Annotated in this window: 19 protein-coding genes; 5 read left to right on the forward strand and 14 right to left on the reverse strand. The window is 41.4% G+C overall.

Annotated features, from left to right (window positions below; translation table 11 throughout):
• Positions 1 to 36: 36 nt before the first annotated feature.
• Positions 37 to 2652 (reverse strand): cyanophycin synthetase, encoded by a 2616-nt coding sequence (cphA, locus tag Q8M41_RS05220; protein ID WP_305364195.1) that lies wholly within the window; start codon positions 2650 to 2652, stop codon positions 37 to 39.
• Between the two features lie 19 nt (positions 2653 to 2671).
• On the opposite strand from cphA, the gene Q8M41_RS05225 reads away from it, so the two are divergent.
• The 5 genes from Q8M41_RS05225 (at position 2672) to Q8M41_RS05245 (ending at position 8376) form a co-directional block, all read left to right on the forward strand.
• Positions 2672 to 2863: a hypothetical protein gene (locus tag Q8M41_RS05225; RefSeq protein WP_305364196.1), complete on the forward strand. Its 192-nt coding sequence runs from the start codon at positions 2672 to 2674 to the stop codon at positions 2861 to 2863.
• Between the two features lie 253 nt (positions 2864 to 3116).
• Entirely contained in the window at positions 3117 to 4028 is a 912-nt protein-coding gene (locus Q8M41_RS05230) for a cyanophycinase (RefSeq protein ID WP_305364197.1), read from the forward strand.
• Positions 4028 to 4876: an isoaspartyl peptidase/L-asparaginase gene (locus Q8M41_RS05235; RefSeq protein ID WP_305364198.1), complete on the forward strand. Its 849-nt coding sequence runs from the start codon at positions 4028 to 4030 to the stop codon at positions 4874 to 4876. The genes Q8M41_RS05230 and Q8M41_RS05235 overlap by 1 nt, the downstream gene beginning before the upstream one ends.
• Positions 4877 to 4983: 107 nt before the next feature.
• Entirely contained in the window at positions 4984 to 6078 is a 1095-nt protein-coding gene (locus tag Q8M41_RS05240) for a lipopolysaccharide assembly protein LapB (RefSeq protein ID WP_305364199.1), read from the forward strand.
• Between the two features lie 159 nt (positions 6079 to 6237).
• Complete coding sequence (locus Q8M41_RS05245; protein WP_305364200.1) at positions 6238 to 8376, forward strand: carboxy terminal-processing peptidase; 2139 nt, start codon at positions 6238 to 6240, stop codon at positions 8374 to 8376.
• 534 nt (positions 8377 to 8910) lie between these two features.
• Here the strand turns inward: Q8M41_RS05245 and Q8M41_RS05250 are convergent.
• The 13 genes from Q8M41_RS05250 to nuoB form a co-directional block, all read right to left on the reverse strand.
• Positions 8911 to 9843 carry an SPFH domain-containing protein gene (locus tag Q8M41_RS05250; protein ID WP_305364201.1) on the reverse strand — a complete coding sequence of 311 codons (933 nt, stop codon included), beginning with the start codon at positions 9841 to 9843 and terminating at the stop codon, positions 8911 to 8913.
• 89 nt (positions 9844 to 9932) lie between these two features.
• Positions 9933 to 11369: an NADH-quinone oxidoreductase subunit N gene (locus Q8M41_RS05255; RefSeq protein WP_305364202.1), complete on the reverse strand. Its 1437-nt coding sequence runs from the start codon at positions 11367 to 11369 to the stop codon at positions 9933 to 9935.
• Entirely contained in the window at positions 11356 to 12918 is a 1563-nt protein-coding gene (nuoM, locus tag Q8M41_RS05260; protein ID WP_305364203.1) for an NADH-quinone oxidoreductase subunit M, read from the reverse strand. Before nuoM ends, Q8M41_RS05255 begins: the two co-directional genes overlap by 14 nt.
• Complete coding sequence (nuoL, locus tag Q8M41_RS05265) at positions 12915 to 14804, reverse strand: NADH-quinone oxidoreductase subunit L (RefSeq protein ID WP_305364204.1); 1890 nt, start codon at positions 14802 to 14804, stop codon at positions 12915 to 12917. Before nuoL ends, nuoM begins: the two co-directional genes overlap by 4 nt.
• Positions 14805 to 14825: 21 nt before the next feature.
• Complete coding sequence (nuoK, locus tag Q8M41_RS05270) at positions 14826 to 15137, reverse strand: NADH-quinone oxidoreductase subunit NuoK (RefSeq protein ID WP_305364205.1); 312 nt, start codon at positions 15135 to 15137, stop codon at positions 14826 to 14828.
• Positions 15134 to 15667: an NADH-quinone oxidoreductase subunit J gene (gene nuoJ, locus Q8M41_RS05275; protein ID WP_305364206.1), complete on the reverse strand. Its 534-nt coding sequence runs from the start codon at positions 15665 to 15667 to the stop codon at positions 15134 to 15136. The genes nuoK and nuoJ overlap by 4 nt, the downstream gene beginning before the upstream one ends.
• 3 nt (positions 15668 to 15670) lie before the next feature.
• Entirely contained in the window at positions 15671 to 16186 is a 516-nt protein-coding gene (gene nuoI, locus Q8M41_RS05280) for an NADH-quinone oxidoreductase subunit NuoI (RefSeq protein ID WP_305364207.1), read from the reverse strand.
• 18 nt (positions 16187 to 16204) lie between these two features.
• Positions 16205 to 17161 (reverse strand): NADH-quinone oxidoreductase subunit NuoH, encoded by a 957-nt coding sequence (gene nuoH / locus Q8M41_RS05285; protein WP_305364208.1) that lies wholly within the window; start codon positions 17159 to 17161, stop codon positions 16205 to 16207.
• On the reverse strand, positions 17154 to 19868 hold the full coding sequence (nuoG, locus tag Q8M41_RS05290) for an NADH-quinone oxidoreductase subunit NuoG (protein WP_305364209.1): 2715 nt from the start codon (positions 19866 to 19868) through the stop codon (positions 17154 to 17156). The genes nuoH and nuoG overlap by 8 nt, the downstream gene beginning before the upstream one ends.
• Before the next feature lie 3 nt (positions 19869 to 19871).
• Positions 19872 to 21143, reverse strand: coding sequence for an NADH-quinone oxidoreductase subunit NuoF (gene nuoF, locus Q8M41_RS05295; RefSeq protein ID WP_305364210.1), 1272 nt, complete (start codon positions 21141 to 21143; stop codon positions 19872 to 19874).
• A 3-nt stretch (positions 21144 to 21146) separates the two neighbouring features.
• A complete protein-coding gene (nuoE, locus tag Q8M41_RS05300; protein WP_305364211.1) occupies positions 21147 to 21611 on the reverse strand; it encodes an NADH-quinone oxidoreductase subunit NuoE in 465 nt (154 codons plus the stop codon).
• 43 nt (positions 21612 to 21654) lie between these two features.
• Positions 21655 to 23406 (reverse strand): NADH-quinone oxidoreductase subunit C/D, encoded by a 1752-nt coding sequence (nuoC, locus tag Q8M41_RS05305; RefSeq protein WP_305364212.1) that lies wholly within the window; start codon positions 23404 to 23406, stop codon positions 21655 to 21657.
• A gap of 52 nt (positions 23407 to 23458) precedes the next feature.
• Positions 23459 to 24055: an NADH-quinone oxidoreductase subunit NuoB gene (gene nuoB / locus Q8M41_RS05310; protein WP_370870443.1), complete on the reverse strand. Its 597-nt coding sequence runs from the start codon at positions 24053 to 24055 to the stop codon at positions 23459 to 23461.
• Positions 24056 to 24088: the final 33 nt, after the last annotated feature.

Below are 24088 nucleotides of genomic sequence, written 5' to 3' on the forward strand. Positions count from 1 at the left end.
CAAAATATTAGTTCAATCTGATCATTTCAGATAGGTTTATAGACCCATCTCTTCGTCCTGAAAGTTCTGAACCAAACCGACTGCATCGGTTATCGAATCGCCTATTATCGTAATGAAAGACCCTGATTGTATATTCTTCACTGCATAATCAAAGGCTTCTTTACTTTTATTAATGATCTGTATATCAATCTCAGGCTTCACTTCTTTCAGGCCGTCTACCAGTAATGAAATCATTTCTTCTCTGCTTCGGCCTCTAAGGTACTTCTCCTGACAGATGATCACGTCGTCGAACATTTGGGCTGAAATCCGTCCAATTTCCTTAAGATCCTCATCCCGCCTGTCGCCGGTACCTGAAATAATTCCTGTGCTACGTTTAATATCCAGAGTAGAGAGAAAATCCTTGATACCTCTCAATCCGTCAGGATTATGGGCAAAGTCAACCATTATTTTACAATCCTTCAATTCGAAAATATTCATCCGGCCAGGTGTCTGTGCTACAGATGGAATAAATGTTTCAAGAGATAGACGGATATCTTCAATTTTAAAACCCCACACGAATGTCGCAAGACTTGCTGCCAGTACATTCTGTGTCATGAAACTTACAGTGCCATTAAAAGTAATGGGTACATGCGTCACCTTCTCTATTCTTATTTTCCAGTCGCCTTTTTTGATTGTAATAAAGCCGTTTTCATAAATTGCAGCTACCCCGCCCTTTTGGCAATGATCTTTTATAACCGGATTTTTTTCATCCAGTGAAAAATAAGCCACATTGCAGCGAACATCTTTCGCTATTTTAACACAATGTTTGTTGTCTGCATTTAAAATAGCCCAGCCATCATTTTTTACTGAGTTTAAAACAACCGCTTTAACGCGTGCAAGGTCATCAAGTGTATGAATATCTGAAATCCCCAGATGATCTTCCTGAATATTGGTGATAACGGCAATGTCGCAATGTCCAAAACCAAGACCCGATCTTAAAATTCCTCCCCTGGCGGTTTCCAGCACAGCAAATTCAACTGTTGGATCTTTCAGCACAAATTCAGCGCTAATCGGGCCTGTTGTATCCCCCTTTAGTAACATGGAATTCTGAATATATACCCCGTCGGAGGTAGTAAAACCAACTCTGTACCCATTATTTTTTACAATATGTGCGATAAGCCGGGTAGTTGTGGTTTTACCATTTGTACCAGTAACAGCAATGATTGGTATGCGAGCTGACTTGCCCGGAGGATAAAGCATATCTATTACCGGAGCAGCAACATTTCTAGGAAGGCCTTCACTTGGAGCAAGGTGCATTCGGAAGCCCGGAGCAGCATTTACCTCAAGTACAACTCCTCCATTTTCAGTGAGGAGCTCAGTTAAATTATTGGCCATAATATCAATTCCGCAAATATCCAGGCCAATAACCCGGGCTATTCGTTCGCACATAAATACATTTTGCGGATGTACCATGTCTGTAACATCAATGGAAGTACCTCCTGTACTCAGATTTGCCGTAGATTTTAAGTACACAATCTCAGATTTTTTTGGGATTGTATCTAATGTATAACCTTTTTTATCCAGCAGGTCGAGGGTGTCGCGGTCAATGCCGATCTCAGTAAGAACATTTTCATGTCCATAGCCACGACGTGGATCGGTGTTTTCAATATCTATTAATTTATTTACCGTATTTACACCATCGCCTACAATATGTGCCGGAACTCGTTGAGCAGCCGCCACCATACGATTATCTATCACTAAAACCCTGAAATCATGGCCTGTAATAAATCGTTCAACGATTACCCGGTATGAATATTTCTGTGCATAAGCAAAGGCTGCAACAGCCTCTTCTCTGGTTTTTACATTTATAGTTGCTCCTTTTCCATGATTTCCATTCAAAGGTTTAAACACCAGTGGAAATCCGATTTTATCGAGGGCAATTTCCAGATCCTCATCTGTAGATATGGTTAAACCCTTGGCAACGGGAATAGCCTGTTCCTGTAAAATACGCTTGGTTTCATCTTTGTTGCCGGCCAGGTCAACTGCGATACTGCTGGTTTTATCGGTCATTGTAGCCCTGAATCGAACCTGATTTACACCGTATCCTAACTGGACAAGGGAACTTTTATTAAGACGAATAAAAGGGATTTTTCTTGCTACAGCCTCCTCAACAATTGAAGCAGTACTTGGACCAAAACGCTCACGTTCCCGCATTTTTTTCATTGTCATGACATCATTTTCGATATCATAATCTTCGCCGGCAATTAATTTCTCCGCAATGCTGACAGATGCTTCGGCAGCATAGACACCTACAGTTTCTTCAATATAGCTGAACACTACATTATATATTCCCGGAGTTTTTGTCTCGCGTGTACGCCCAAAGCCGGTTTCCATTCCTGCTAATGATTGCAGTTCAAGGGCTATATGCTCGATAACATGACCCAGCCAGGTACCCTCATCTACCCGCTCAAAAAATCCTCCTTCATACCCTGGTGAACAGCGGTGATTATATAAACTCGGCATCAGTTTTTCAATTCTTTCCCTGAATCCATCAATTTTATTGGTCGGTCTCTGCTCCAGGTCCTCAAGATCAAGACGCATCTGGATCAATTTTTTACGATTTGTAGACCAAATATTCGGTCCCTTCAAAACCTGTATGCCCAATATTTTCATAAATTATTTTTAGTTTTTAATGGTTAGGTATTACCCTTCAAGAACAATCCTTCGGGGTGCATTCGCTAAATTTATGCCAAATGCATTTGGCATATTCATACAGGTCTTTTTAGATGTTTATCAATCTAATGATTATCTGTATGAAACAGATTTACAAATTTATATTATCAGGCAAAAGCCAGTATTAAATCCTGCAATCGGAATTGTTTAATTGGTTAAAATATGATTGCATTTTAATTGGGATTCTTGTTAGGGTTTAACGCGAATTAAACCATTAACAAGATATAAAGTTTTGCTAAATTATTAAATTTTAAGCCGATAAATTCATGCGGAATGTTTGATTATTGATATTTTTTTTGGCAATATCTTATCTCATATGTTGAAAAGTTTAGTAAGTAATGTCTAAACTTATAATGCTGGTAATATATATTTGATTTTGAAGTAACAAAATCTTAATATCTACTATGGTTCCAAAGGGCAAACTTCTTATAATTGGCGGTGCGGTTGATCTGGGAAGTTCACTAAATTATAATGAAAACATCAGCCACCCGCATTATGTAAAATTCTTTGAACTGGGGATTCTCAAGCGGATTATCAGGGAATCAGCTAAAGCTGAAAATTCTGTTGTAGAAGTAATTACTACGGCATCGAAAATACCCGAAATAGTGGGTGAGGAGTATATTAATTCATTCAAACAGCTTCAGGTTAATAATGTCAATGTAATGGATATCCGATCCAGGACTGATGCCATGATCCCTGAATATCTGGAACGCATTGCAAAAGCAGATGTGGTGATGTTTACCGGTGGATACCAACTGCGTTTGAGCTCCATATTTGGAGGTACTCCTTTTCTGCACTTGTTGAAAAAGCGTTATCATGAGGATAATTTTCTGATTGCCGGCACATCTGCCGGAGCAGCTGCGGCATCTACCAATATGATCTATCGCGGTAGCAGCAGTGAGGCATTGATCAAAGGGGAAGTCCAGATTACCGCCGGATTAGGTTTTATTGACTCGGTAATCGTTGATACTCATTTTGTACAACGCGGCAGGATAGGCCGTTTATTTTATGCTGTAGCCAGTAATCCGGGGATGCTGGGTATCGGGCTCGGTGAGGATGCCGGATTATTAATCACTGAAGGAAATTGTTTGGAAGCAATTGGCTCAGGTCTGACAATTTTAGTTGATGGCCGTTTTATTAGTGAGACGAGTATTTATGAAGTGGAGATAGGTTCGCCGGTTTCGATTGGTGGCTTGAAGGTACATGTGATGTCTATATTTGATAAATATGATCTTGAAAAGCATGAACTAACCATTCAAAAAACAATAAAGGTGGAAGAAGGGGTATTTTTGAAAGTTAAAAATGAGGATAATTAATGAATCATAAATTAATTATTCACGGTGGATTTTTTAGCGAATCCCGTACAAATTCTGAAATTAAACTAGCCAAACAACAAGCCCTTTCTGATATTGTAAAGGAGTCGTACGACTATTTAAATTCCCATTCTGCATTGGAAACCTCAGTTTTTGCGGTTTCACTTCTCGAAGATTGTGAGCTTTTTAATGCGGGTATCGGTTCGCAGATCCAGAGTGATGGAAAGATCAGACTTAGTGCAGGTTTAATGGATGGAAGCAGTGGGAAATTTTCGGGAGTAATAAATATTGCGGATGTCAGGAATCCGATACTAATTGCAGAAAAGTTAATGTCAGTTGATGACCGGGTTCTAAGTGGTAGTGGTGCGCTTGATTTTGCCAGATCCAATGGCTTTGGATATTTTAGTACTGAAACTCAGCAACGCAGGGAAGAATATGAAAGAAAACTAAATGCATCCCTTGGTCTTGGAACCGTCGGATGTGTGGCTTTAGATAGCAAGGGGAATATTGCAGCTGCCACTTCAACAGGAGGTAAGGGCTTTGAGATTCCTGGCCGGGTTAGTGACTCTGCCACTGCAGCAGGGAATTTTGCCAATCCATTTGCAGGCATATCTTGTACAGGTGTCGGTGAAGATATTGTAAGTGCTGGCCTTGCGGTTAAAATAGTAACGCGGGTTAGTGATGGTATGAGTCTCGAAGCCGCTTCGCAAAAATCATTTCAGGAACTTAAACTTAGCGATGGTTTTGCCGGAATAATTGGTATTTCGGCAAATGGAGAACTATACCATTGCGATTCACACCCCTATATGGTATGGGCGGCTTATGATGGCGGTCTATCGGTTTTTTCCTGATAGCATGTAATTTTAAAAATCTTTGTACGTTTGAGATTGATAACCAATATATTATGTCCGGGGATTGGGAGTTTTATTCTTTCAAAACCATAAGCAGGCAATTTTAAATGAGTCTCAGGTCAATTTTATTATCATTGCTCTTATTGAGTATTTCTGTAAACAGGGGTATCGCAGGATTTGTTGGATGGGATGAAGGGATTAGTGCCTTACCTTACTGGAGCATTGTTTCCAAAGTTTCAAAGTCTGATTCCCTGAATCGGGAGCTTACAAAACAAGGATCCTCTTCTGGCATCCAGGCTATAAAAGAACACCTCAATACACTTCAGTTCCGTGAGCAGTTAAAGGCATCCGATAATATCTCCTATGTATTTCCCACATCAGCAGGGGTTTATAATGGAAGCCTGAAATCAGATTCCCTGAGTGCGTACGATCAGCTTCTTTTTCTTTCCAGAAATCTGGGGGATCGGAATGCCGAGGCAGGAGTACTGAATTCTTATGCGGTGAGTCATGCCTTAAATGGAAGGATGGATGATGCGGTTAGATTATTAAATGAAGCAATAGTTTTGAATCTGGAAATCAAAAATAATGTTGCTGTCAGAAATAATTATTTAACATTACAGCGAATAAACAGATACAGAGGAAATCTAAGCGAGGCCTTAAAGTACAATGAGGTTATATTATTGATTGACCTGAATGCAAAAAATAACAGATTTCTTGCAGAAACCTATATGGATCATGCTGAGATCCTTACAAGTCAGAAAAATTTTACTGAAGCCGAATCGCTCGTGCTTAGAAAGGCTTTGCCCTTGTATTATTATGGTTTGAAAGATAAGATTGGCACAATCCGCTGTTATGATCAGCTTGCTGATACCTATCATCAGCAGAAAAAATTTACACAAGCGAAATGGTTTTATATTCAATCAAATATGTTGGCCAGAAAGATAAATGACCCTTTAGAAATTGTAAACTCACTTATTAACCTTGCACATGTCAAAATGTCAATAGGTGATTATCAGCTAGCACTAATGGATTATAAGGAGGCAGAGCAATTGTCGGTAAAAAACAGGTATACCAATAAGTTGATAGAATTAAAAAGCGACCTGGCTGATGTTTATAGCAAACTCGGAAACTCTGGTGCTGCAAGTTCTGCTTTTTCGGAGTTTAAAGTCATGAAAGAGACATTTTTGAGAACAATCCAATAATGAGAAAAGTGTATTTTATTGGCTGATTCCATTTTTTAAGTATATTATGATCCGATAATATAAAATACATAAACATGTTACATGAATTAACCCTCTTTTCGGGGTTTTCCGTAATTATATTTAATTTTTGGTACCAAATTAGATACCGTATATTCTGAAATGAAGTTAAAATCAGTTAAAGAGATGTTAAAGAGATTATGTCTGGCCTTATTTATTGTATCAGCTTTAGCCTGTCAGGCCGACCCGAGGATTAGTATAATTGTTTCAGATAGTGATCTGAAACCTGAGCTTCAACAATCTGTTGTGGCAAAGTCGCTGGTAGAGCTCCTGGAAAATTTTCACTATCAGAAAGTAGTAGTGGATGATACTTTTTCGTCAATTGTTTTTGATGAGTATATAAAAGCACTGGATAACGGGAAAAGCTATTTTCTGCAAAGCGATATTGCTGATTTTGAAAAATATCGTTTGACTATGGATGATGATCTGCGTTCCGGTGATCTGAGTGTACCTTTTTACATCTTTAATGTTTATCAGAAAAGATACAATGATCGTGTGGCCTTTGCCCTAAAGGAAATTGATAAGAAGTTCGATTTTACAAGTAATGAAAGTTATACCTACGACCGTGAGAAGCTTCCATGGCTTAAATCTGAAGCGGAATCAAATAACCTCTGGTCGAAGCGTGTTAAATATGAGATGCTCAACCTGAAGGTTACCGGTACTGATGAATCAAAAATTAAGGAGACATTGAAAAAACGGTATGAGAATCTGGTTTCTCAATCTACAAAGTTTAATAACCAGGATGTCTTCGGGATCTTCATGAACGCCTTTACCGGAACGGTCGATCCGCATACCAATTATTTTGTACCGAACAGGGCACAGGAATTCAATGAAGATCTTGCCCGGACTTTCGAGGGTATAGGTGCAAGATTACAGCTTGAAAATGAGGTGGTTAAGATTGCCGAAATTATTCCCGGCGGACCAGCTTTTAAAGCTAAAACACTTGAAGTGAATGATCGTATTGTGGCGGTTGCCCAGGGTAAGGATGGCGAATTTGTAGATGTGATCGGCTGGCGTCTGGATGTTACAGTAACGAAAATTAAAGGTCCTAAGGGAACAATTGTCCGTTTGAAAGTGATCCCGGCAGGTCAGGAGTTATCAGCTACTCCTAAAATAGTTGAACTGGTTCGTGATAAGGTTGTGCTTGAAGATCAGTCGGCAAAGAGAACTATAAAAACCGTGACACAAGATGGTAAATCTTATAAAATCGGTATTATCCAGATTCCGGCTTTCTATGCTGATTTTAAAGCTATGCAGGCAAGGGATCCTAATTATAAAAGCACTACCCGCGATGTGAAGCTTCTGCTTGATACCTTAAAGCGGGAAAATGTGGATGCCGTAGTGATTGACCTGAGAAGCAATGGAGGTGGATCTCTTCCCGAAGCTATTAGTCTCAGTGGTTTATTTATAAAATCAGGACCTATAGTACAGGTGCGCGACAGAAGAAATAATGTTGAAATTGAAGAAGACGAAGATCCTGGTATAGCCTGGACAGGTCCATTAGGGGTTTTACAGGATCGGTTCAGTGCTTCGGCATCTGAAATCTTTGCAGGCGCCATTCAGGATTATGGACGTGGAATTATCATTGGTAATCAATCTTATGGTAAAGGAACTGTTCAGCAGGGAATAGATATGGGAAGGGTTATTGGTACTGCTGATAAATTAATGCTTAAAGCTGCGCAGACTGCCGGTAATAAGTCAGGAGCAGCTGTTGGAGTAGGTGCCAATGCACCTGAATTCGGGCAGATCAATTTAACCATGGCGAAGTTCTATAGGGTTAATGGCAGTACAACCCAACATAAGGGCGTAGTTCCTGATATCGAATTTCCAACAGTATTCCCTAAAGATAAGTATGGCGAAAGTTCTGAGCCGCGGGCACTTCCATGGGATACCATCGCTCCAAGTAAGTATTCACTAGTTACCAACCTTGACGATGTGAAGCGCAAATTACTCGTCCTGCATAATGAACGTATGAAAACATCTCTGGGTTATCAGAATCTGCAGCAGGATATAGCAGAATTTGCTAAACGTGAGGCTGAAACTACAATAACCCTGAACGAAGTACAGCTGAAGAAAGAACGCGATGATCAGGAAGCAAAGGTTTTGTTAAGAGAGAACCAGCGTCGTGCTGCCAAAGGACTTCCGCCCCTGAAAAAGGGTGAAGCCAGACCTAAAGATGATGTTGATTTTATTCGCGATGAAGGTCTGCAGATAATGGCAGATTACATTAAGATTAAATAAGGAAGCCCCGGTTATCATGCCTGGGTAAATATTTAGTTTAACGTAAGTTCGATATAAAATGATTCTGGGGTAAATTTAGATTGACGGATTTTCTATTGTTTTAGAAAGCAGGGTCTGTTTCTCTTCGGTCCTTCTTACCCGTGTTCTGCCCTAGTTTTTTGCAGCAGATTTAATGGATATCATGAAATTCGGTATTGCAAAAAATCTAGAGCTGCCACGGGTTTATTTGAAATGGCAAATGGTCCTTTTACCGGGCTGCCCTTCCCGATGAAAAATAGATCCGGGTAAAATAAACCTTGCCGAAGGAGGTATCTTCCGGCTATTGGTAATCTGAAATAGAATGAGATTTCTTGCCGGAAATACTCCGGAAGAAAGGGCTGAACTAACCTATAACACACAGGTATTGCTTTCAAAAATCAATTATTGCGGCTCCAGAGCCTTATGGGATCAATTATAACCGTATTTTTTACCCTTCCTTATACCGAACTCAGTGGATAATAGAAGATTAATTGAATCCAATCTTTAGTATTACCCTTAAGATTTCTTTTTATTCTCGGTTTCCATAATGTTTATACTCATCATCTGTTCCATTGTACGCTTCATACCATCGGAAGAGCCGTCAAGGAATATCACATTACCTTGTCCGTTTTCAGCAAAATGTTTAATGGCCTCTGTCCACATCGTAAACAGGATCACAGATGTATCAAGATCAGCAGTCTGCATCTCCTTTGCAGCATGGGTCATACCTTTTGCTACTTCTTCCCTGAATAAAGCTATTCCCTGACCTCTTAGTTGTGCCGCCTCACGTTCTGCATTTGCTGCGATCTTAATCGCATTACCATCGGCTTCCGCTGCTTTCGTTTTAGTGATCAATAAGGCCTGGCCTTCATTTTCAGCGGCAGCTTTCAGATTATTTGAGGCAACAACACGGCTCATCGATGTAAGAATGACTTCATCAAACGTGATATCATTGATCTGAAGATCCTGCAGATGATAGCCCCAGCTTTCAAGGACGGCATCGATCTGGTCCTTAACGTGATCTACAATATCTTTACGGAGACTTAAAACTTCGGATTGTTTTTTACTGGCAACAAAAGACCGGATCGTTCCTTCGATGGTACGGATGAGCGCCTGCATAAAATTCTGCTCATTAATGAATTTAAAAGCTACATTCTTAATGGTCTCTTCATCCGGATTGTTAACCGAGTAAAGCACCATGGATTTAAAATATACGTTTGCCTGGTCTACCGTGACGGCTTGAAATTCCAGCTCTACAGAACGGTTTTGAATTGATACCCTGGAATGGATAACCTCAATTAAAGGGATTTTGAGGCTTAGTCCGGGGGTTAGCAGCCTGCGGTATTTTCCGAATATAGTGATGACTCCGATGGTGCCCTGCCTTACAGTTACAAAAGAACTGAAGAGAATAACTACGGCAATAAAAAGAATAATATAAGTTGAATACATGGATCTGTTTTTTTATGGAAGATAAGCATTAATCCGGTATTGCGAAAAAAATTAAAAGCTACGAATAATCATATACCAGGAGCTTTTACTCACCTGATCAAATGTTCAATGAGCCGCATTATTCCCGCAGGAAAAACTCCAATTCCGATAGTAAGTAAAGTCAATATAAATAATGTGATAAGGCTTGTCGCATAAAAAATAGGATTGGGGTTTACATCTTTTGCTACTTTGATTTTATTTCCCGAAAACATAACTGTAATGATGCGGAGATAATAGTATAATCCAAAAACACTAGTGATGACCAGTATAAGCGCAATCAGCCAAAAACCAGATTGTAAAGCCGCTAAAAGAATATAGAATTTCCCAATAAATCCAGCCGTCAGGGGAATCCCTGCCAGGGAAATCAAAGAGACGCTGAAGATAAAAGCGAGTAAGGGGTTTTGCCAGAATAAGGCTTTATAAGTGTCTATATCCTCAGCATCGCCAACTTTATTTGATAATAAAGTAATAACACCGAAAGCTGTTAACGTGCAGATAAAATAGGCTAGCAGATAAAAGCTGACTGCATACAAACTCAACGTGTTGCCCGGAATAAAAGCGACCAGCAAATATCCCAAATGTGCGATGGAAGAGTAGGCGAGAATGCGCTTTACATTTTTCTGTTGTAGTGCAAGGAGATTTCCGACAATTAAAGTGGCTATTGTAATGAATGTTACAGTCCATAAAACCTGGTTATACCTGAACGCATCTATTTCGTTGAAAAATCGCAAAAGCACTGCAAATACCCCTGCTTTAGAAGCGGTAGCAATGAATGCTGTTATAGGCACAGGAGCTCCCTGGTAAACATCGGCAGCCCACATATGAAAGGGAACTACAGCGAGTTTAAAACCAACCCCTACAAGCATCATTCCCAAGCCAGTGATAAATAGTGTGGATGGGATTTGAATTGTGTCCAGGTTTTTTGCTATTTGTGTGAATTCCATACTGCCTGTCTCGAGGTAAATGAGAGCCATCCCAAATAAAAGAAAGGCGGAGGAAAATGCTGCGAGAACCAAATATTTTATTCCGGCCTCAATACTTTTATTCCGGCCTCTCAAATAAGCCATCAAGGCATATAATCCCACAGTAAGAATTTCAAGACCCAGAAATAGCGACACAAAATGTTTACTTACAGCCATGACGCAGGCCCCGAGTGTGCACAGGAAAAGCAGCACGTAATATTCCTTAGGACTCTCTTCTTTTTCTTCAAAATAAATATAGGAAAGGATATTGACCACGATACTTGAAAAAATGATCAGGCCCATTATAAACGCTGAAAATCCATCAACGATTAGCAGAGGTTCTAAAGAATAAGGAAAAACTTTTTGAATATAAAAAATAGAAAGAAAGGCGATTAGAAATAAAAAGGAGCTGCTCCGTTGAATTATACGGTGACTAAGCCTGATTGCTATCAAAAGCATGATCAATACCGAAGAGCCGGCAAGTACTAATAATGGAAGTAGTGCAAAAAAATCATTTCCTGACATATGTCCCTTTTTTCTGTTTGGATATCACCTGTGGTTTTATAATATTCCTGTCTAGATAAGCCTGCGCTATACCCTGATCATGGAAGATCTTCTCTATGAATATGACCGTCGGTTTCACCGTATTAATTACTGGTTGCGGAAATACCCCGAGCCATAGAATTGAAATTATAAGTGATGCCAGGATAGTAGTTTCTCTCCAAACCAGGTCCTGAACAGGCGTGTCTTTTTGATAGGATCCAAGAAATACCTTCTGTAGTATCCGTAAAGAGTAGATAGCAGAAAATATAAGTCCAAGTGCAGCACAGATGGTCAGCCATGGATTAGCTTCGAAAGCTCCCAATAATATCAGGAATTCAGCGATGAAATTCCCAAGTCCAGGGAGGCCCAATGATGCCATGGCAAAAATCATCCCCATCGCGCCCATTTGCGGCATATGTTTCCAAAGTCCGCCCATTTGATCAATATCCCTTGTGTGAAGCCGCTCTTTAAGCATGCCAGCCATGATAAACAAGGCTCCGGTGCTGATGCCATGGGTTAACAGCTGCATAACTACCCCCTGCAAAGCCAGTTCATTAAGGGCGAAAATTCCCAGCATTACGAAGCCCATATGGCTTACACTGGTATAAGCTACCAATCGCTTCAGGTCTGTCTGAGAAAAGGCCAGTATTGCTCCGTATATTATTCCAACAACTCCTAAAAGCATAGCTATCGGAGCAAATTGCTCTGAAGCGGATGGAAAAAGGGGCAGAACAAAACGCAGAATGCCGTATGCCCCGGTCTTAAGCAGCAGCCCTGCAAGGATTAAGCTTCCGGCTGTCGGAGCTTCGGCATGTGCATCAGGAAGCCAGGAATGAAATGGAACGATGGGCAGTTTTACAACAAAGGCGATTAAGAATCCCAGCATGAGCCAGTATTGTATGTTTTCAGGAATAGAAGTCCCCAATAAGTCCAGGTAATTGAATGTGTAAATGCCAGTATTATTGGCATGAATAAAATACAATCCGAGGATAGAAAGTAACATGAGGAGTCCGCTGGCCTGAGTAAAAATAAAGAACTTGTAAGCCGCATATACTCTGTTTTCACTTCCCCAGATCCCGATCAGGAAATACATGGGAATTAACATAACTTCCCAAAAGAAATAGAATAGAAAAAGATCAAGAGCCATAAATACACCACAAATTCCGGCCAAGATCCATAACAGGTTAAAATAATAAAACCCTTCTCTCTCCTTAACTTCTGTCCAGGAGCATACGACTGCTAACAGCCCTATAAAGAAGGTTAAGACCAGTAATAACAGGCTAAGTCCGTCAATAGCTAAATGGAAAGTGATCCCGAAATTTGGGATCCAGTCAGACCGATATTGTATTAGCCATTTATGGGGAAATTGTGTTATAGGATATTGGTCTATCCAGATGTAAATAACCGCTAAAAAGCCTGCCAGCACTGTAAAAAGAGATATCCATCTTGGGAGGCCTCTGTTCCCCTGCCCTAAAAGCAGGGCCGCTATACCTCCACCCATTAAAATTCCGATGAGCCAAACGAGTATCATGTTACTATTTGTATGGTTAAAATTATAATCGCGCCCAATAAAAGCCCCATAGCGTACCACCTTAATGATCCGGATTGGGTGTATGATAATAGTCTGTATAGTTTTATTGATATAAAACTAATACCTGAGTAGATTTGATCAACAATATCATTTTTATTGATATTCGATAGATAAGTCAGAGGTTTTACGAAAAGTATATCATAAAGCCGGTCGAATCCCCAGCCTAAAAACCAAAATTGGTAAAGTGCAGTAGCCAGGGATGATTGTTTCAGCCTGAGGATTAGTGCTGGGTTTTTAGAATAGAGTTGGTAGGAAATATAAATTCCCCCGAAGGTAGCGAGTGAAGCCATTAATTGAAAGATCCATTCCGGCCAGGTCTCATTACCCATTGTTACTTCTGGTAAAACAGGATGTAGAAAATCTGAGAACAAAGTAAAGTGGCCAAAATTATGCGGTAGTTCAATAAAGCCGGCCACAACTGAAAAGAAAGCTAATACCAGGAGAGGTGTGGTCATTAAGGAGCCAGGCATGTGTCCTATTTCTGTTTTAGACGAACCCCAAAATGTTACAATTACCATCCGGCAGGTATATGCAGCAGTTATAAATGCGCCAAGTAATGCAATTGCCCAAAAAATCATATTGCCTTTTTCTGCAGACCAGGCATACCAGAGAATAGGATCTTTACTATAAAACCCTGCGCTTATTAATGGCAGGGCGGCCAGGGAAGCCGAGCCAATGAGGAAGGTCCAGAAAATGACTGGCATCTTATTTTTAAGCCCACCCATTTTAAACATATTATGTTCATGATGTAGAGTTTCTATAATTGCTCCGGCCGCAAGAAAGAGCAGAGCCTTAAAAAACGCATGGATCATAAAATGAAATATAGCCGCTGTCCATGCTCCCAAGCCTAAGGCAAGAAACATATATCCGATTTGGCTGATGGTAGAATAAGCTAAAACCCGCTTAATATCATATTGAGTGCATGCACTGAATCCGGCAATAAGTAAGGTTGCTGCACCGATAATAGCGACCGTCATTTGGGCAATTGGAGCAAGCTCAAAAATTACATTCATCCTGGCGATCAGATAAACGCCTGCCGTAACCATAGTTGCAGCATGGATCAGCGCGCTTACTGGCGAGGGGCCGGCCATGGCATCTGGCAGCCAGTTTTGCAGTGGTAACTGGGCAGACTTGCCAATACCGCCCGCAAGAAGTAAGAGAGCTATTATGGTAATTGTTGTGTCACCCTGCTGAAACAGTTGAGGAGCTTTTAGTAGTATATCAGAAATCTGCAAGGAAGCGAACCAGGAAAAAATCATAAACAAAGCAATCGCCATGGCTGTATCACCAATACGCGTCATAATAAATGCTTTGCGGGCGGCATACCCGTTTTGTGGATTTTCATACCAAAAACCGATCAGTAAATAACTGCAAAGTCCAACGCCTTCCCAACCCAGGTAAAGCAGCAATAGGTTATCTGCAAGAACTAACACCAGCATTGAAAAAACAAACAGGTTCATAGATGCAAAGAACCGTGAATAGTCTTTATCACCTTTCATAAATCCGGCAGAATAAACATGGATAAGCGCCCCGATAAAAGTGATCACAAAAACAAAAACAAGGGAGAGCGGATCCAGAAGAAAAGTGATTTCCGGTTTAAAATTTCCGATTTCAATCCAGGTATAAAGCGTTTGAGAAATAAACCCTGCAGCGGGAGGATCATTTAAAAAGTTTAATCCAATAAGGATAGTGATAAGGGCCGAAAGGCTAACACTCCCGACACCTATCAACGCTATAGAAGTTTTAGATAAACTTTTTCCCGCAAGGGAAAGTATCAAAAACCCAAGCAGTGGAAGTACAGGGATAAGCCATAACAGGTTATTCATATTATTCTTTTTAAAGAATTACTATCCATTCATCTCTTTTAAGCGATCGATATCCATTGATTTATGCTGGTGATATATCTGTAGGATTAAAGCTAAACCAATTGAAACTTCGGCAGCGGCCATAGCCAAAATGAAAATGAACATTATCTGCCCATCAGGCTGTGCCCATTTGGCTCCGGCGATAATAAAAGCAAGCCCTGCGGAATTCAGCATAATCTCCACTGAAAGTAGCATGAAAATGATATTCTTCCGGATAATAACACCGGCTATACCCAAAACAAAGAGTAAAGCTGCAAGTAGCATGACCGTTTCCGGAGGAATAGTTGTATTCATAGATCGTCAGTTTCTTTTAAAAAACGATGTAAGTTGCTTTTTTTATGCTGGCCAATATGAGCAGCGCCCACCACTCCTGCCATCAATAACATGGCTGCAAGTTCTACTGCCAGGATATAGGGCTTAAATAGGGATACAGCCACCATTTTTGAATCAACTGTCTGAATGGCAGAGTTAGTTTCGGGAACTGAGGTATAGATCAGGTAAAATAATTCAGCAAAAACGATCAATGATAAAAATGCCGGTCCAACCCATATTCTTGGTTTTAACCATTCTTTCTCCTGTTTTGCTGTTTCTTTACCCAGATTGAGCAGCATAATTACAAATATGAAAAGTACCATAATGGCTCCGGCATAAATAATAATTTCAAGTAATGCCGCAAACGGAGCTCCCAGTAAATAAAATATCACGGATAAGGACAGCAATGAAACAATTAAATACAGTAATGCATGTACCGGATTATGCCGGGTAATAACCATTAGGGTGGCAAATACGCTTACTGCTGCAGTTATGTAAAAGATAGTATCCATTTTTCAGGGTAATAAACTATGTATGTCTACCGGGGCTTCTTCATTATCTCCTTCACCTTTTCCTTTTATGCCAGCTGACAAGCCGGCGACCTTATAGTAATTATAGCCTGGATATTTCCCTTCACTGTCAATCAGTAAATCTTCCTTTTCATAAACCAGGTTTTGCCGGGTGTATTCTGCCATTTCAAAATCCGGAATAAGCTGAATAGCGTAGGTAGGACATGCCTCTTCACAGTAACCGCAAAAGATGCACCTTGAGAAATTGATACGAAAAAATTCAGGATAACGCCTCCCGTTCTCATCTTCGGCGGATTGAAGAGAAATGCAATCTACGGGACAGGCCGCAGCACATAAATAGCATCCAACGCAGCGTTCGCCCATATCCGGATCGCGCGTTAAAACAATCCGGCCCCGCCAGCGGGGATGTAATTTTATCTTTTCTTCAGGATATTGAATAGTTTCGCGTTTTCTGAAAATGTGCAGAAAGGTCAGGGCCATAGTTCTTAAGTTACTTATCATATCTTTTATTTTATGGTTTCATTTTATCCATAATGCTACAGCTCCGGTAATCAATAAATTCAGTAAAGCCAGCGGCAATAATATTTTCCATCCGTATTCCATCAATTGGTCGTAACGCGGTCTGGGTAATGATGCGCGCAGTAAGATGAAAAGTAAGATGAAGACAAAAGTTTTCAGGATGAACCAAACAATCGGGGGAAGGAAGTCTGGTCCCAACCACCCTCCGAAAAATAAGGTTACAACCATTGATGAAACCAGCATGATACCTAAATATTCGCCTATAAAAAACATCCCGAATTTCATTCCCGAATATTCTGAATGAAAGCCGGCAACCAGTTCACTTTCTGCCTCAGGAATATCAAATGGGAGCCTGTGCGTTTCAGCTATTCCGGCGATCAGAAAAATAACAAAGGCTACTGGCTGAGTAACAATGAACCAGTAATTTTCCTGTGCCATCACTATATCTGTTAATCTGAAAGATCCTGAAAGCATCACTACACCCATTAATGAGAGACCCATAAAAACTTCGTAACTGATCATTTGAGAGGCACCCCTTAAAGCCCCTAATAGAGAATATTTATTATTTGAGGCCCAGCCTCCCAGCACAATACTGTAAACCCCCAATGAAGACATTGCAAGAAAAAACAGTAAACCTACGTTCATATCAGAAACTAAAATTCCCGGAGCAAACGGAACGATGACAAAGCTCATAAGAACAGTTGCTGCTATGATTGTGGGAGCAACTACAAAAATTTTTTTATCAGCAAATGGAGGGATCCAGTCTTCTTTAAAAAACAGCTTAATGGTATCGGCTGCAACGATAAGCAAGCCGAAAGGCCCCGCCCGGTTGGGTCCGTACCGGTCCTGCCAAAGAGCCAGCATTCTGCGTTCAAGCCAGATAAGCCAGGCAGCGATAGTAGTCAGTGTAAAGAGCATAATGGCAATCAGCAGAACATATCCAAGGGTTTCATTCATCTTTTTCTTTTATTAGAATTCCTTTAGCCGGAAGATTTAATCCGTACAAGGCCGGAATGTTAAAGGGTATCCCCGCTATTCCTTTGGCCAGCTCTTCTTTAATTTTAGCTTTTAAATTAAAAACCCTGTCATTCAGTTTGAGCTGAAGGACATCGTCTTCCCGGATATTTAATCTATCTGCATCTTGCCTTGCAATGGCGATATAGGGTTGCGGCGATCTTTCTTTTACCCCGGACGAATAGATACTGAGTTCTTCTGAACCAAAAATATGAGGCAGTGGAATAATGAGCCATTCATTTTCATTCGCATGGAATGCTTCAGGAACATCATTTAAAATAAGTCTTTCACTAGATTCAATTCCGGTGAACAGGCGTATCCCCGGATCTCCACCATGCAGCGGACCACCCACTTCTACCTGATATTTATTGATCGACTGAACCGAATTCCAACCCGGCGACCAAAAAAACGGGATCAGTGGGGACGGTGGAATTCCTCTATACCCTTCCATAGTAAATGATAAGGGCGTATCCGGATCTTCCGGCGGTTTAGGTTCGCTTACATTCAGATTGGCAAGCATGGCTGTCCGGCCGCTGTAACGATGCGGCTCCCTGGGAATTTTCTGGCCTTTGATCCGGAAATCACCAGGAGGCGCTGCCATTTCGGCACCCTTGAACTGCGGCATTTCCGTGATCAGTTCCCCTAATAAATTTTCGTTTTCAGGCTCAGACAGCTCTTCAATAGTACGACCATCTTTTATTTGTTTAAACTCATCCAGCCATCGCCAGCTTTCGCGGATATTTTCATTAGCCGGCATAAATACCTGAAAAAAGCGTTGGGCTCTGCCTTCATTGTTAACCATTGTTCCGTCGGCTTCCGCAAATGTTCCGCATGGTATTAAAACAGTCGCTTTTTGGCTGCTTGCATGGTGAAGATGATCTATAACGATGACGTTTTTAAAGGATGAAATAAAACTACTTGCCTCAGAAGGCCCCCAGCTTCTTTCCAGGTCATTTTCTAATATAATAAGGGTTTCAGGCTGGTGGATTTTTCCGGCATTTAATACATCCTGGTAAGAACCGGCTTGCATCATTGCCAAACCGATAGAATTACATTCAGGAACTACATAAATTAATGAAGCTCTTTGAGAATCCGTTTTTAAAGCAAAGGCGATATTGGCCGCGGCTTTAATAATGGATTCATTTCCTAATCCTGTACCTGAAATAATGAGAGGCCGGATGGCATTTTTTAAAATCCCGGCTAAAACTTTGGCATACTCAGCAACGCCATCATCTAAATTTTTAACGGCTGGGTATTCAGGATTTAATAGATTAGCGATGGCATATCCTAAACGGGCAATCTCATCAGGGTTTAAATATTGCGTGTGGGATGCAATTTCATCTAATTTGGTATTTACAGGATACAGACTCAGTAATTCTCCATTTTCTTCCTGTATATATTCACGCAACGCTGAATCATGCCATGAAGGTAAATTAATGTTTTTGGCTTCATCCATGGCTGTTTTCACAACTGCCTGCCGTACAGCCAAAGCAAGCCGGGGAGCTGAATTTGTTAAATCCTCTCCCAATATTAAAACTACATCAGCCTGTTCAGATTCTTTAATAGAAGGGATATGCACATGGCCGGAATTAATTATTTGAAGCACAGTTTCCATCAGTTTAACTTGCTTTTTAGCAACTCCCTGGTAAAAATTGCTTTTTCCAACCAGTTTTCTCAATGCATAGTTCGATTCTAATGAGGCACGGGGAGAACCAATTCCGATAATCTCCCCGGATAATATATTTTTGAGATGGACAAACAATTCGGGTTTATTTACCGCCTCAGGAAATCTCGCCCTGATTACTGGTTGTTGAATACGGTTTATGCTATTTACAAATTCATAACCAAATCTTCCCCTGTCGCAAATGAAGTATCCGTTTACTTCGCTGTTAAACCGGCTGGTAATTTGCCGCAATTCCCCATACCGTTCTCCGGCAATAATATTACAGCCCAGGCTGCAATGCTGGCAAATGGATGGAGCCATGGTCATATCCCATTTTCGGGTATAATGTTCTTTCAATGTTTTATCCGTAAAGACCCCGGTTGGGCAAACTTCGGCAAGGTTTCCGCTGAACTCATTCTCTAAGATCCCGTCTTTTGCCCTTCCAAAATAAACATGATCGTGAGCTGAAAATACATCCAGATCTTTCCCACCGGCATAGTCTTTATAAAACCTGACGCAGCGATAGCACTGTATGCACCGGTTCATCTCATGATTGATAAAAGGACCGAGATATTGATTAGTATAGGTGCGTTTTTTATAATGGAAGCGCCGGTAGGTATGACCTGTCATGACGGTCATATCCTGTAAATGGCATGATCCGCCTTCATCACATACCGCGCAATCATGTGGATGATTGGTCATCAGCCATTCTATGACCTGGGAACGGAAAGCTTTTGCGACCGGGTCATCAATAGATAAGTGCAGGTTATCCCTGATGGATTCCATGCATGACATAGCCAGCCGGCCGGTATGGTCATTGTCGTCTTTAAAAAGTTTAACAGCACACTGGCGGCAGGCCCCTACCGAACCCATCGCCGGATGCCAGCAAAAATAAGGTAGGTTAAAACCCAGCGTAAGGCAAGCCTCGAGCAAATTTTTGCCCTCCTTAACTTCGTATGGCTTGTTATCAATATAAATGATTGCCATTTGCTACCTCCATGGACAAATTTTAAGTTCTATATGTTTTTCAAAATCCTCTCTAAAATATTTTAATCCGCTTTGCAGGGGCTCCATCGCACCGGGCGCTAATGCGCAGAATGTATTGCCAGGCCCCAGGAATTCGGTATGCATCTGAAGCAGATCCAGGTCCTCTTTACTTCCCTGTCCATTTTCTATTGATAATAAGATCTTTTCTGTCCAGGGAAGACCCTCGCGGCAGGGAGTACACCAACCACAGGATTCCTGTGCAAAGAAATGTTCCAGGTTATGTATAAAACCAACAGGGCAGGTACGATCATCCAAAACAACCATGGTACCTGTCCCCAGGCGGCTTCCGGCTGCAGCTACTGATTTAAAATCCATTTTAACGTCCAGATGTTCTTCCACCAGGAAATCAGTGGAAGCTCCGCCAGGCAAAACACCTTTGAATTTATAGCCCGTTTTCATGCCTCCGGCATGTTCTTCTATCAGTTCACGTATGCTGGTACCCATCGGCAATTCCCATATTCCGGGTTTATTTACGTGGCCGCTGAGTCCATAAAGTTTGGTACCGCTGTCTTCCCCTTTACTGAGTGATTTAAACCAGTCGGGCCCGTAATTGATTATATGAGGGATATTGCAAAGTGTTTCTACATTATTTACAATGGTGGGTTTGCCAAATAATCCGCTTATCTGTGGAAATGGTGGTTTTGCCCTTGGAGTAGCCCTTTTTCCCTCAAGGGCGTTTAACAAAGCTGTTTCTTCTCCGCACATATACCGCCCTGCTCCGGTATGTAAATGCATTTCCAGGTTAAATCCTGTACCCAGGATATTTTTGCCCAGATAACCGGCTTCATAAGCTTCATCAATGGCGCGCCGGATAATCCTTGCTGCTTTTTTATAAGCCCACCTGAGGAATATATAGGAGATATTTGCCTGTATGGCAAATGCGGAGACAATCATGCCTTCAATTAGCTGATGGGGATCCCCTTCTAAAAGTAGACGGTCTTTGAACGTTCCCGGCTCCATCTCATCGGCATTGGCCACCAGGTACTTAACTTGCCCGGGTATATTCATCGGAACAAAACTCCATTTCATGCCGGTATTAAAACCGGCTCCTCCCCGCCCTTTCAGATCGGAATCCTGTACAGTTTTTGAAACGTCCTGCGGGCTCAGGGTTTTTAACGTAGTGTGCACAGAACGATATCCCCCGGCAGCTATATAATCTTTAAGATTTAGCGGAAGTCTTTGTGAACTAATATTTTGCGTTAAAGGGCGTTCCATAATTTATTTATAATCCTCTAATATTTCATCCAGTTTTTCTATTGTTAGATTGCGGTATAGATTATTGTTTATCATCAGGGCAGGAGCACAATCGCAGGTGCCCAGACATGGATTTGGTAATAAGGTAAATCTTCCGTCAGAAGTTGTTTCCCCGAATTGTATGTTGAGGGTATTTCTAAGACGATCATAAATTTTTTCGTATCCCATTACATAGCAACTTATACTGTCGCATACCAGAATGATATTACGTCCTACCGGCTTCCTGAAAATCAGGTTGTAAAAAGTAGCAACACTGTCAAGTTCTTCGGCGCTCATATTCATATAGGCGGCAATTTCGATCAGGCTTTCGTCGGAGATCCATCCCCGGTTGTTCTGAACAATTTTCAGTGCTTCAATACAAGCCGCATTTCGGCGGGGTACCAACGCAATTTCATGATCTATCTCTTTTATTTCATCTTCAGAAAGCATAATTTAGTAGTTAGTCACTTTGGTTCTTGATTCTTGGTTCTTCTCATCTGTCAATATCAGCCAGTACATAATCCATACCCCCTAAAATTGAAAGCAGATCAGCAACCGTATACCCTTTGCTGATGTAGGGCAACATTTGCATATGCGGAAATGAAGGCGTTCTGATCCTCACCCGGTATGCCGATGTGTTACCATCGCTGGTTAAATAATAGCTATTTGCTCCTTTTGTAGCCTCAATACAGCTCATTGCTTCACCAGGGGGAATTACGGGCCCCCAGCTTACATTCAGAAAATGTGTGATCAGGGTTTCTATATCCTGCATCGTATTCTTTTTCAAGGGGGGAGTGGTAAGCGGATGGTCAGATTTGTAATTACCTTCCGGCATATTTTTAAGACATTGATCTATAATTTTAAGACTTTGCCGCATTTCTTCTACACGCACTACAGCCCTGTCGAAACAATCACCATTTTGTGCTGTAGGGATCTCAAAATCAAAGTTTTCATAACCAGAATAAGGTTGTTTTTTTCTGAAATCCCAGTCCATCCCGCAGGCCCGTAATCCCGGACCGGTAACCCCCCATTCAATGGCCTCCTCCACGCTGTAGATCCCAATTCCGACAGTGCGTGCTTTAAAAATGCTGTTACGCATTACCATGTTGTGATATTCTGTAAGCTGCTTAGGGAAATAAGCTACAAAATCAGCCACGAGCGTATCCCATCCTTTTGGAAGATCCTGGGCTACACCGCCAATACGGAACCAGTTAGGGTGCATACGGCCTCCGCAAATTGCTTCTACAATATCAAATATTTTTTCCCGGTCGGTAAACATGTAAAAGACAGGAGAGAGCTGGCCGAGATCCTGGGCAAAAGTTCCGTACCAGACCAGGTGACTGGCAATCCTGAAAAATTCACAAAGCATTATCCGGATCACTTTTACCCTTTCCGGGACATTTATACCTGCAAGTTTTTCAACCGCCAGTAAGTAGGCCAGATTATTCATCACTCCACCCAGATAATCAACCCTGTCTGTATAAGGGATGTAAGTATGCCATGACTGGCGCTCGCCCATTTTTTCTGCACCCCTGTGATGGAATCCAATGTCCGGAATGGCGTCAACAATATCTTCTCCGTCCAGTTGTAATATAATTCTCAAAACTCCATGTGTACCCGGATGCTGCGGGCCGAGGTTTAAAAACATAAAATCGGCGTCCTCACTACGTCTTTTTAAACCCCAGTCTTCAGGTTTAAACTGCAACGCTTCCTGTTCCCGATCTTCCTTTTCATCCCACAACCTGAAAGGGCCCATTTCAGTGGCACGGGCAGGATGTTCTTTTCTTAATGGATGGCCCTCCCAGGTTAAAGGCATGAGAATTCTTCTGAGGTTCGGGTGGCCGTGGAATTTTATCCCAAACATGTCGTACACTTCCCGTTCGTACCAATTAGCGTTACTCCATAGGGAGCTGATCGAAGGCAGGGAAGGATATTCACCCTGAAGGGCAACTTTTATTCGGAGGAACTTATTTCTTTCAAATGACAGTAAGTGGTAAACAATGGTAAAGTCGTGAGCATTTACAGAACCTGTTGTTTTCGCATGGGTTCTTTCATCAATAGCGCAGAGATCATATAATAATTTATAAGCTGGTTTTGCCGTGTTCTTTAAGTGGCTGAGAATTAAAATTAAATTTTCCGGTGAAATCCATAAAGTTTCCATCTCATCAACCGTAAATTGTTGAGTGAAAACTGTTTCTCCGAAAACGGAGTCCAGATTGTCTGTTAAGCTTGACTCTATGTTCATTGCTTGTGATATTCTATTTTCTCAACCGGCCTCTGGCCGGATTTTAAAACGCTTATATTTGATCCGGAGTCCGGAAATTGGTCATATTTTTCCGTTCCTCTCTTTTTTCTTCTTTCATGGATATCTTTTCCGGCATTATAATCCCCTGATCTCCAATGGCCCAGCTTAAAGGCCTTCGCTCTTTTCCTACAGATGCCGCAAGCAGCATTAATCCCTGCATAAAAGCATCCGGCCGGGGAGGGCATCCGGGTACATAAACATCTACTGGCAGGAATTTATCTACACCCTGTACTACACTGTAAATGTCATACATGCCACCTGAATTAGCACAGGACCCCATGGAGATGACCCATTTTGGTTCCATCATTTGCTCGTGAAGACGTTTAATAATGGGGGCCATTTTTACAAAAACAGTTCCGGCAATAACCATTACATCTGCCTCCCTGGGCGTTCCGCGAATGACTTCAGCTCCGAAACGGGCAACATCGTATTTACTGGTGAGGCTGGTGGCCATTTCAACAAAACAACAGGAAAGCCCGAAGTGAAAAGGCCACATAGAATTTTTCCGGCCCCAGGCTAGCAGATCCTGTACAGTTGTCAGCATGATACTTTGTTGAACAGATTCTTCAAAAGAGCCTGTTCCCTCTATACTGTTTACGGGTTCCCCGGGATTGCTAAGCCA

This window comes from Daejeonella sp., from assembly GCF_030684675.1.
Classification (GTDB): domain Bacteria; phylum Bacteroidota; class Bacteroidia; order Sphingobacteriales; family Sphingobacteriaceae; genus Daejeonella.

Excerpts from the sequence above, each read along its gene's own strand:
- Q8M41_RS05230 (WP_305364197.1), top strand. The coding sequence starts at position 3,117 with ATGGTTCCAAAGGGCAAACTTCTTATAATTGGCGGTGCGGTTGATCTG.
- cphA (WP_305364195.1), bottom strand. The coding sequence starts at position 2,652 with ATGAAAATATTGGGCATACAGGTTTTGAAGGGACCGAATATTTGGTCT.
- nuoC (WP_305364212.1), bottom strand. The coding sequence starts at position 23,406 with ATGAACATAGAGTCAAGCTTAACAGACAATCTGGACTCCGTTTTCGGA.
- nuoK (WP_305364205.1), bottom strand. The coding sequence starts at position 15,137 with ATGAATACAACTATTCCTCCGGAAACGGTCATGCTACTTGCAGCTTTA.
- Q8M41_RS05255 (WP_305364202.1), bottom strand. The coding sequence starts at position 11,369 with ATGTCAGGAAATGATTTTTTTGCACTACTTCCATTATTAGTACTTGCC.
- nuoJ (WP_305364206.1), bottom strand. The coding sequence starts at position 15,667 with ATGGATACTATCTTTTACATAACTGCAGCAGTAAGCGTATTTGCCACC.
- Q8M41_RS05250 (WP_305364201.1), bottom strand. The coding sequence starts at position 9,843 with ATGTATTCAACTTATATTATTCTTTTTATTGCCGTAGTTATTCTCTTC.
- Q8M41_RS05225 (WP_305364196.1), top strand. The coding sequence starts at position 2,672 with ATGGTTAGGTATTACCCTTCAAGAACAATCCTTCGGGGTGCATTCGCT.
- Q8M41_RS05235 (WP_305364198.1), top strand. The coding sequence starts at position 4,028 with ATGAATCATAAATTAATTATTCACGGTGGATTTTTTAGCGAATCCCGT.
- Q8M41_RS05245 (WP_305364200.1), top strand. The coding sequence starts at position 6,238 with ATGAAGTTAAAATCAGTTAAAGAGATGTTAAAGAGATTATGTCTGGCC.
- nuoL (WP_305364204.1), bottom strand. The coding sequence starts at position 14,804 with ATGAATAACCTGTTATGGCTTATCCCTGTACTTCCACTGCTTGGGTTT.
- nuoI (WP_305364207.1), bottom strand. The coding sequence starts at position 16,186 with ATGATAAGTAACTTAAGAACTATGGCCCTGACCTTTCTGCACATTTTC.
- nuoM (WP_305364203.1), bottom strand. The coding sequence starts at position 12,918 with ATGATACTCGTTTGGCTCATCGGAATTTTAATGGGTGGAGGTATAGCG.
- nuoH (WP_305364208.1), bottom strand. The coding sequence starts at position 17,161 with ATGAATGAAACCCTTGGATATGTTCTGCTGATTGCCATTATGCTCTTT.
- nuoF (WP_305364210.1), bottom strand. The coding sequence starts at position 21,143 with ATGGAACGCCCTTTAACGCAAAATATTAGTTCACAAAGACTTCCGCTA.
- nuoE (WP_305364211.1), bottom strand. The coding sequence starts at position 21,611 with ATGCTTTCTGAAGATGAAATAAAAGAGATAGATCATGAAATTGCGTTG.
- nuoG (WP_305364209.1), bottom strand. The coding sequence starts at position 19,868 with ATGGCAATCATTTATATTGATAACAAGCCATACGAAGTTAAGGAGGGC.
- Q8M41_RS05240 (WP_305364199.1), top strand. The coding sequence starts at position 4,984 with ATGAGTCTCAGGTCAATTTTATTATCATTGCTCTTATTGAGTATTTCT.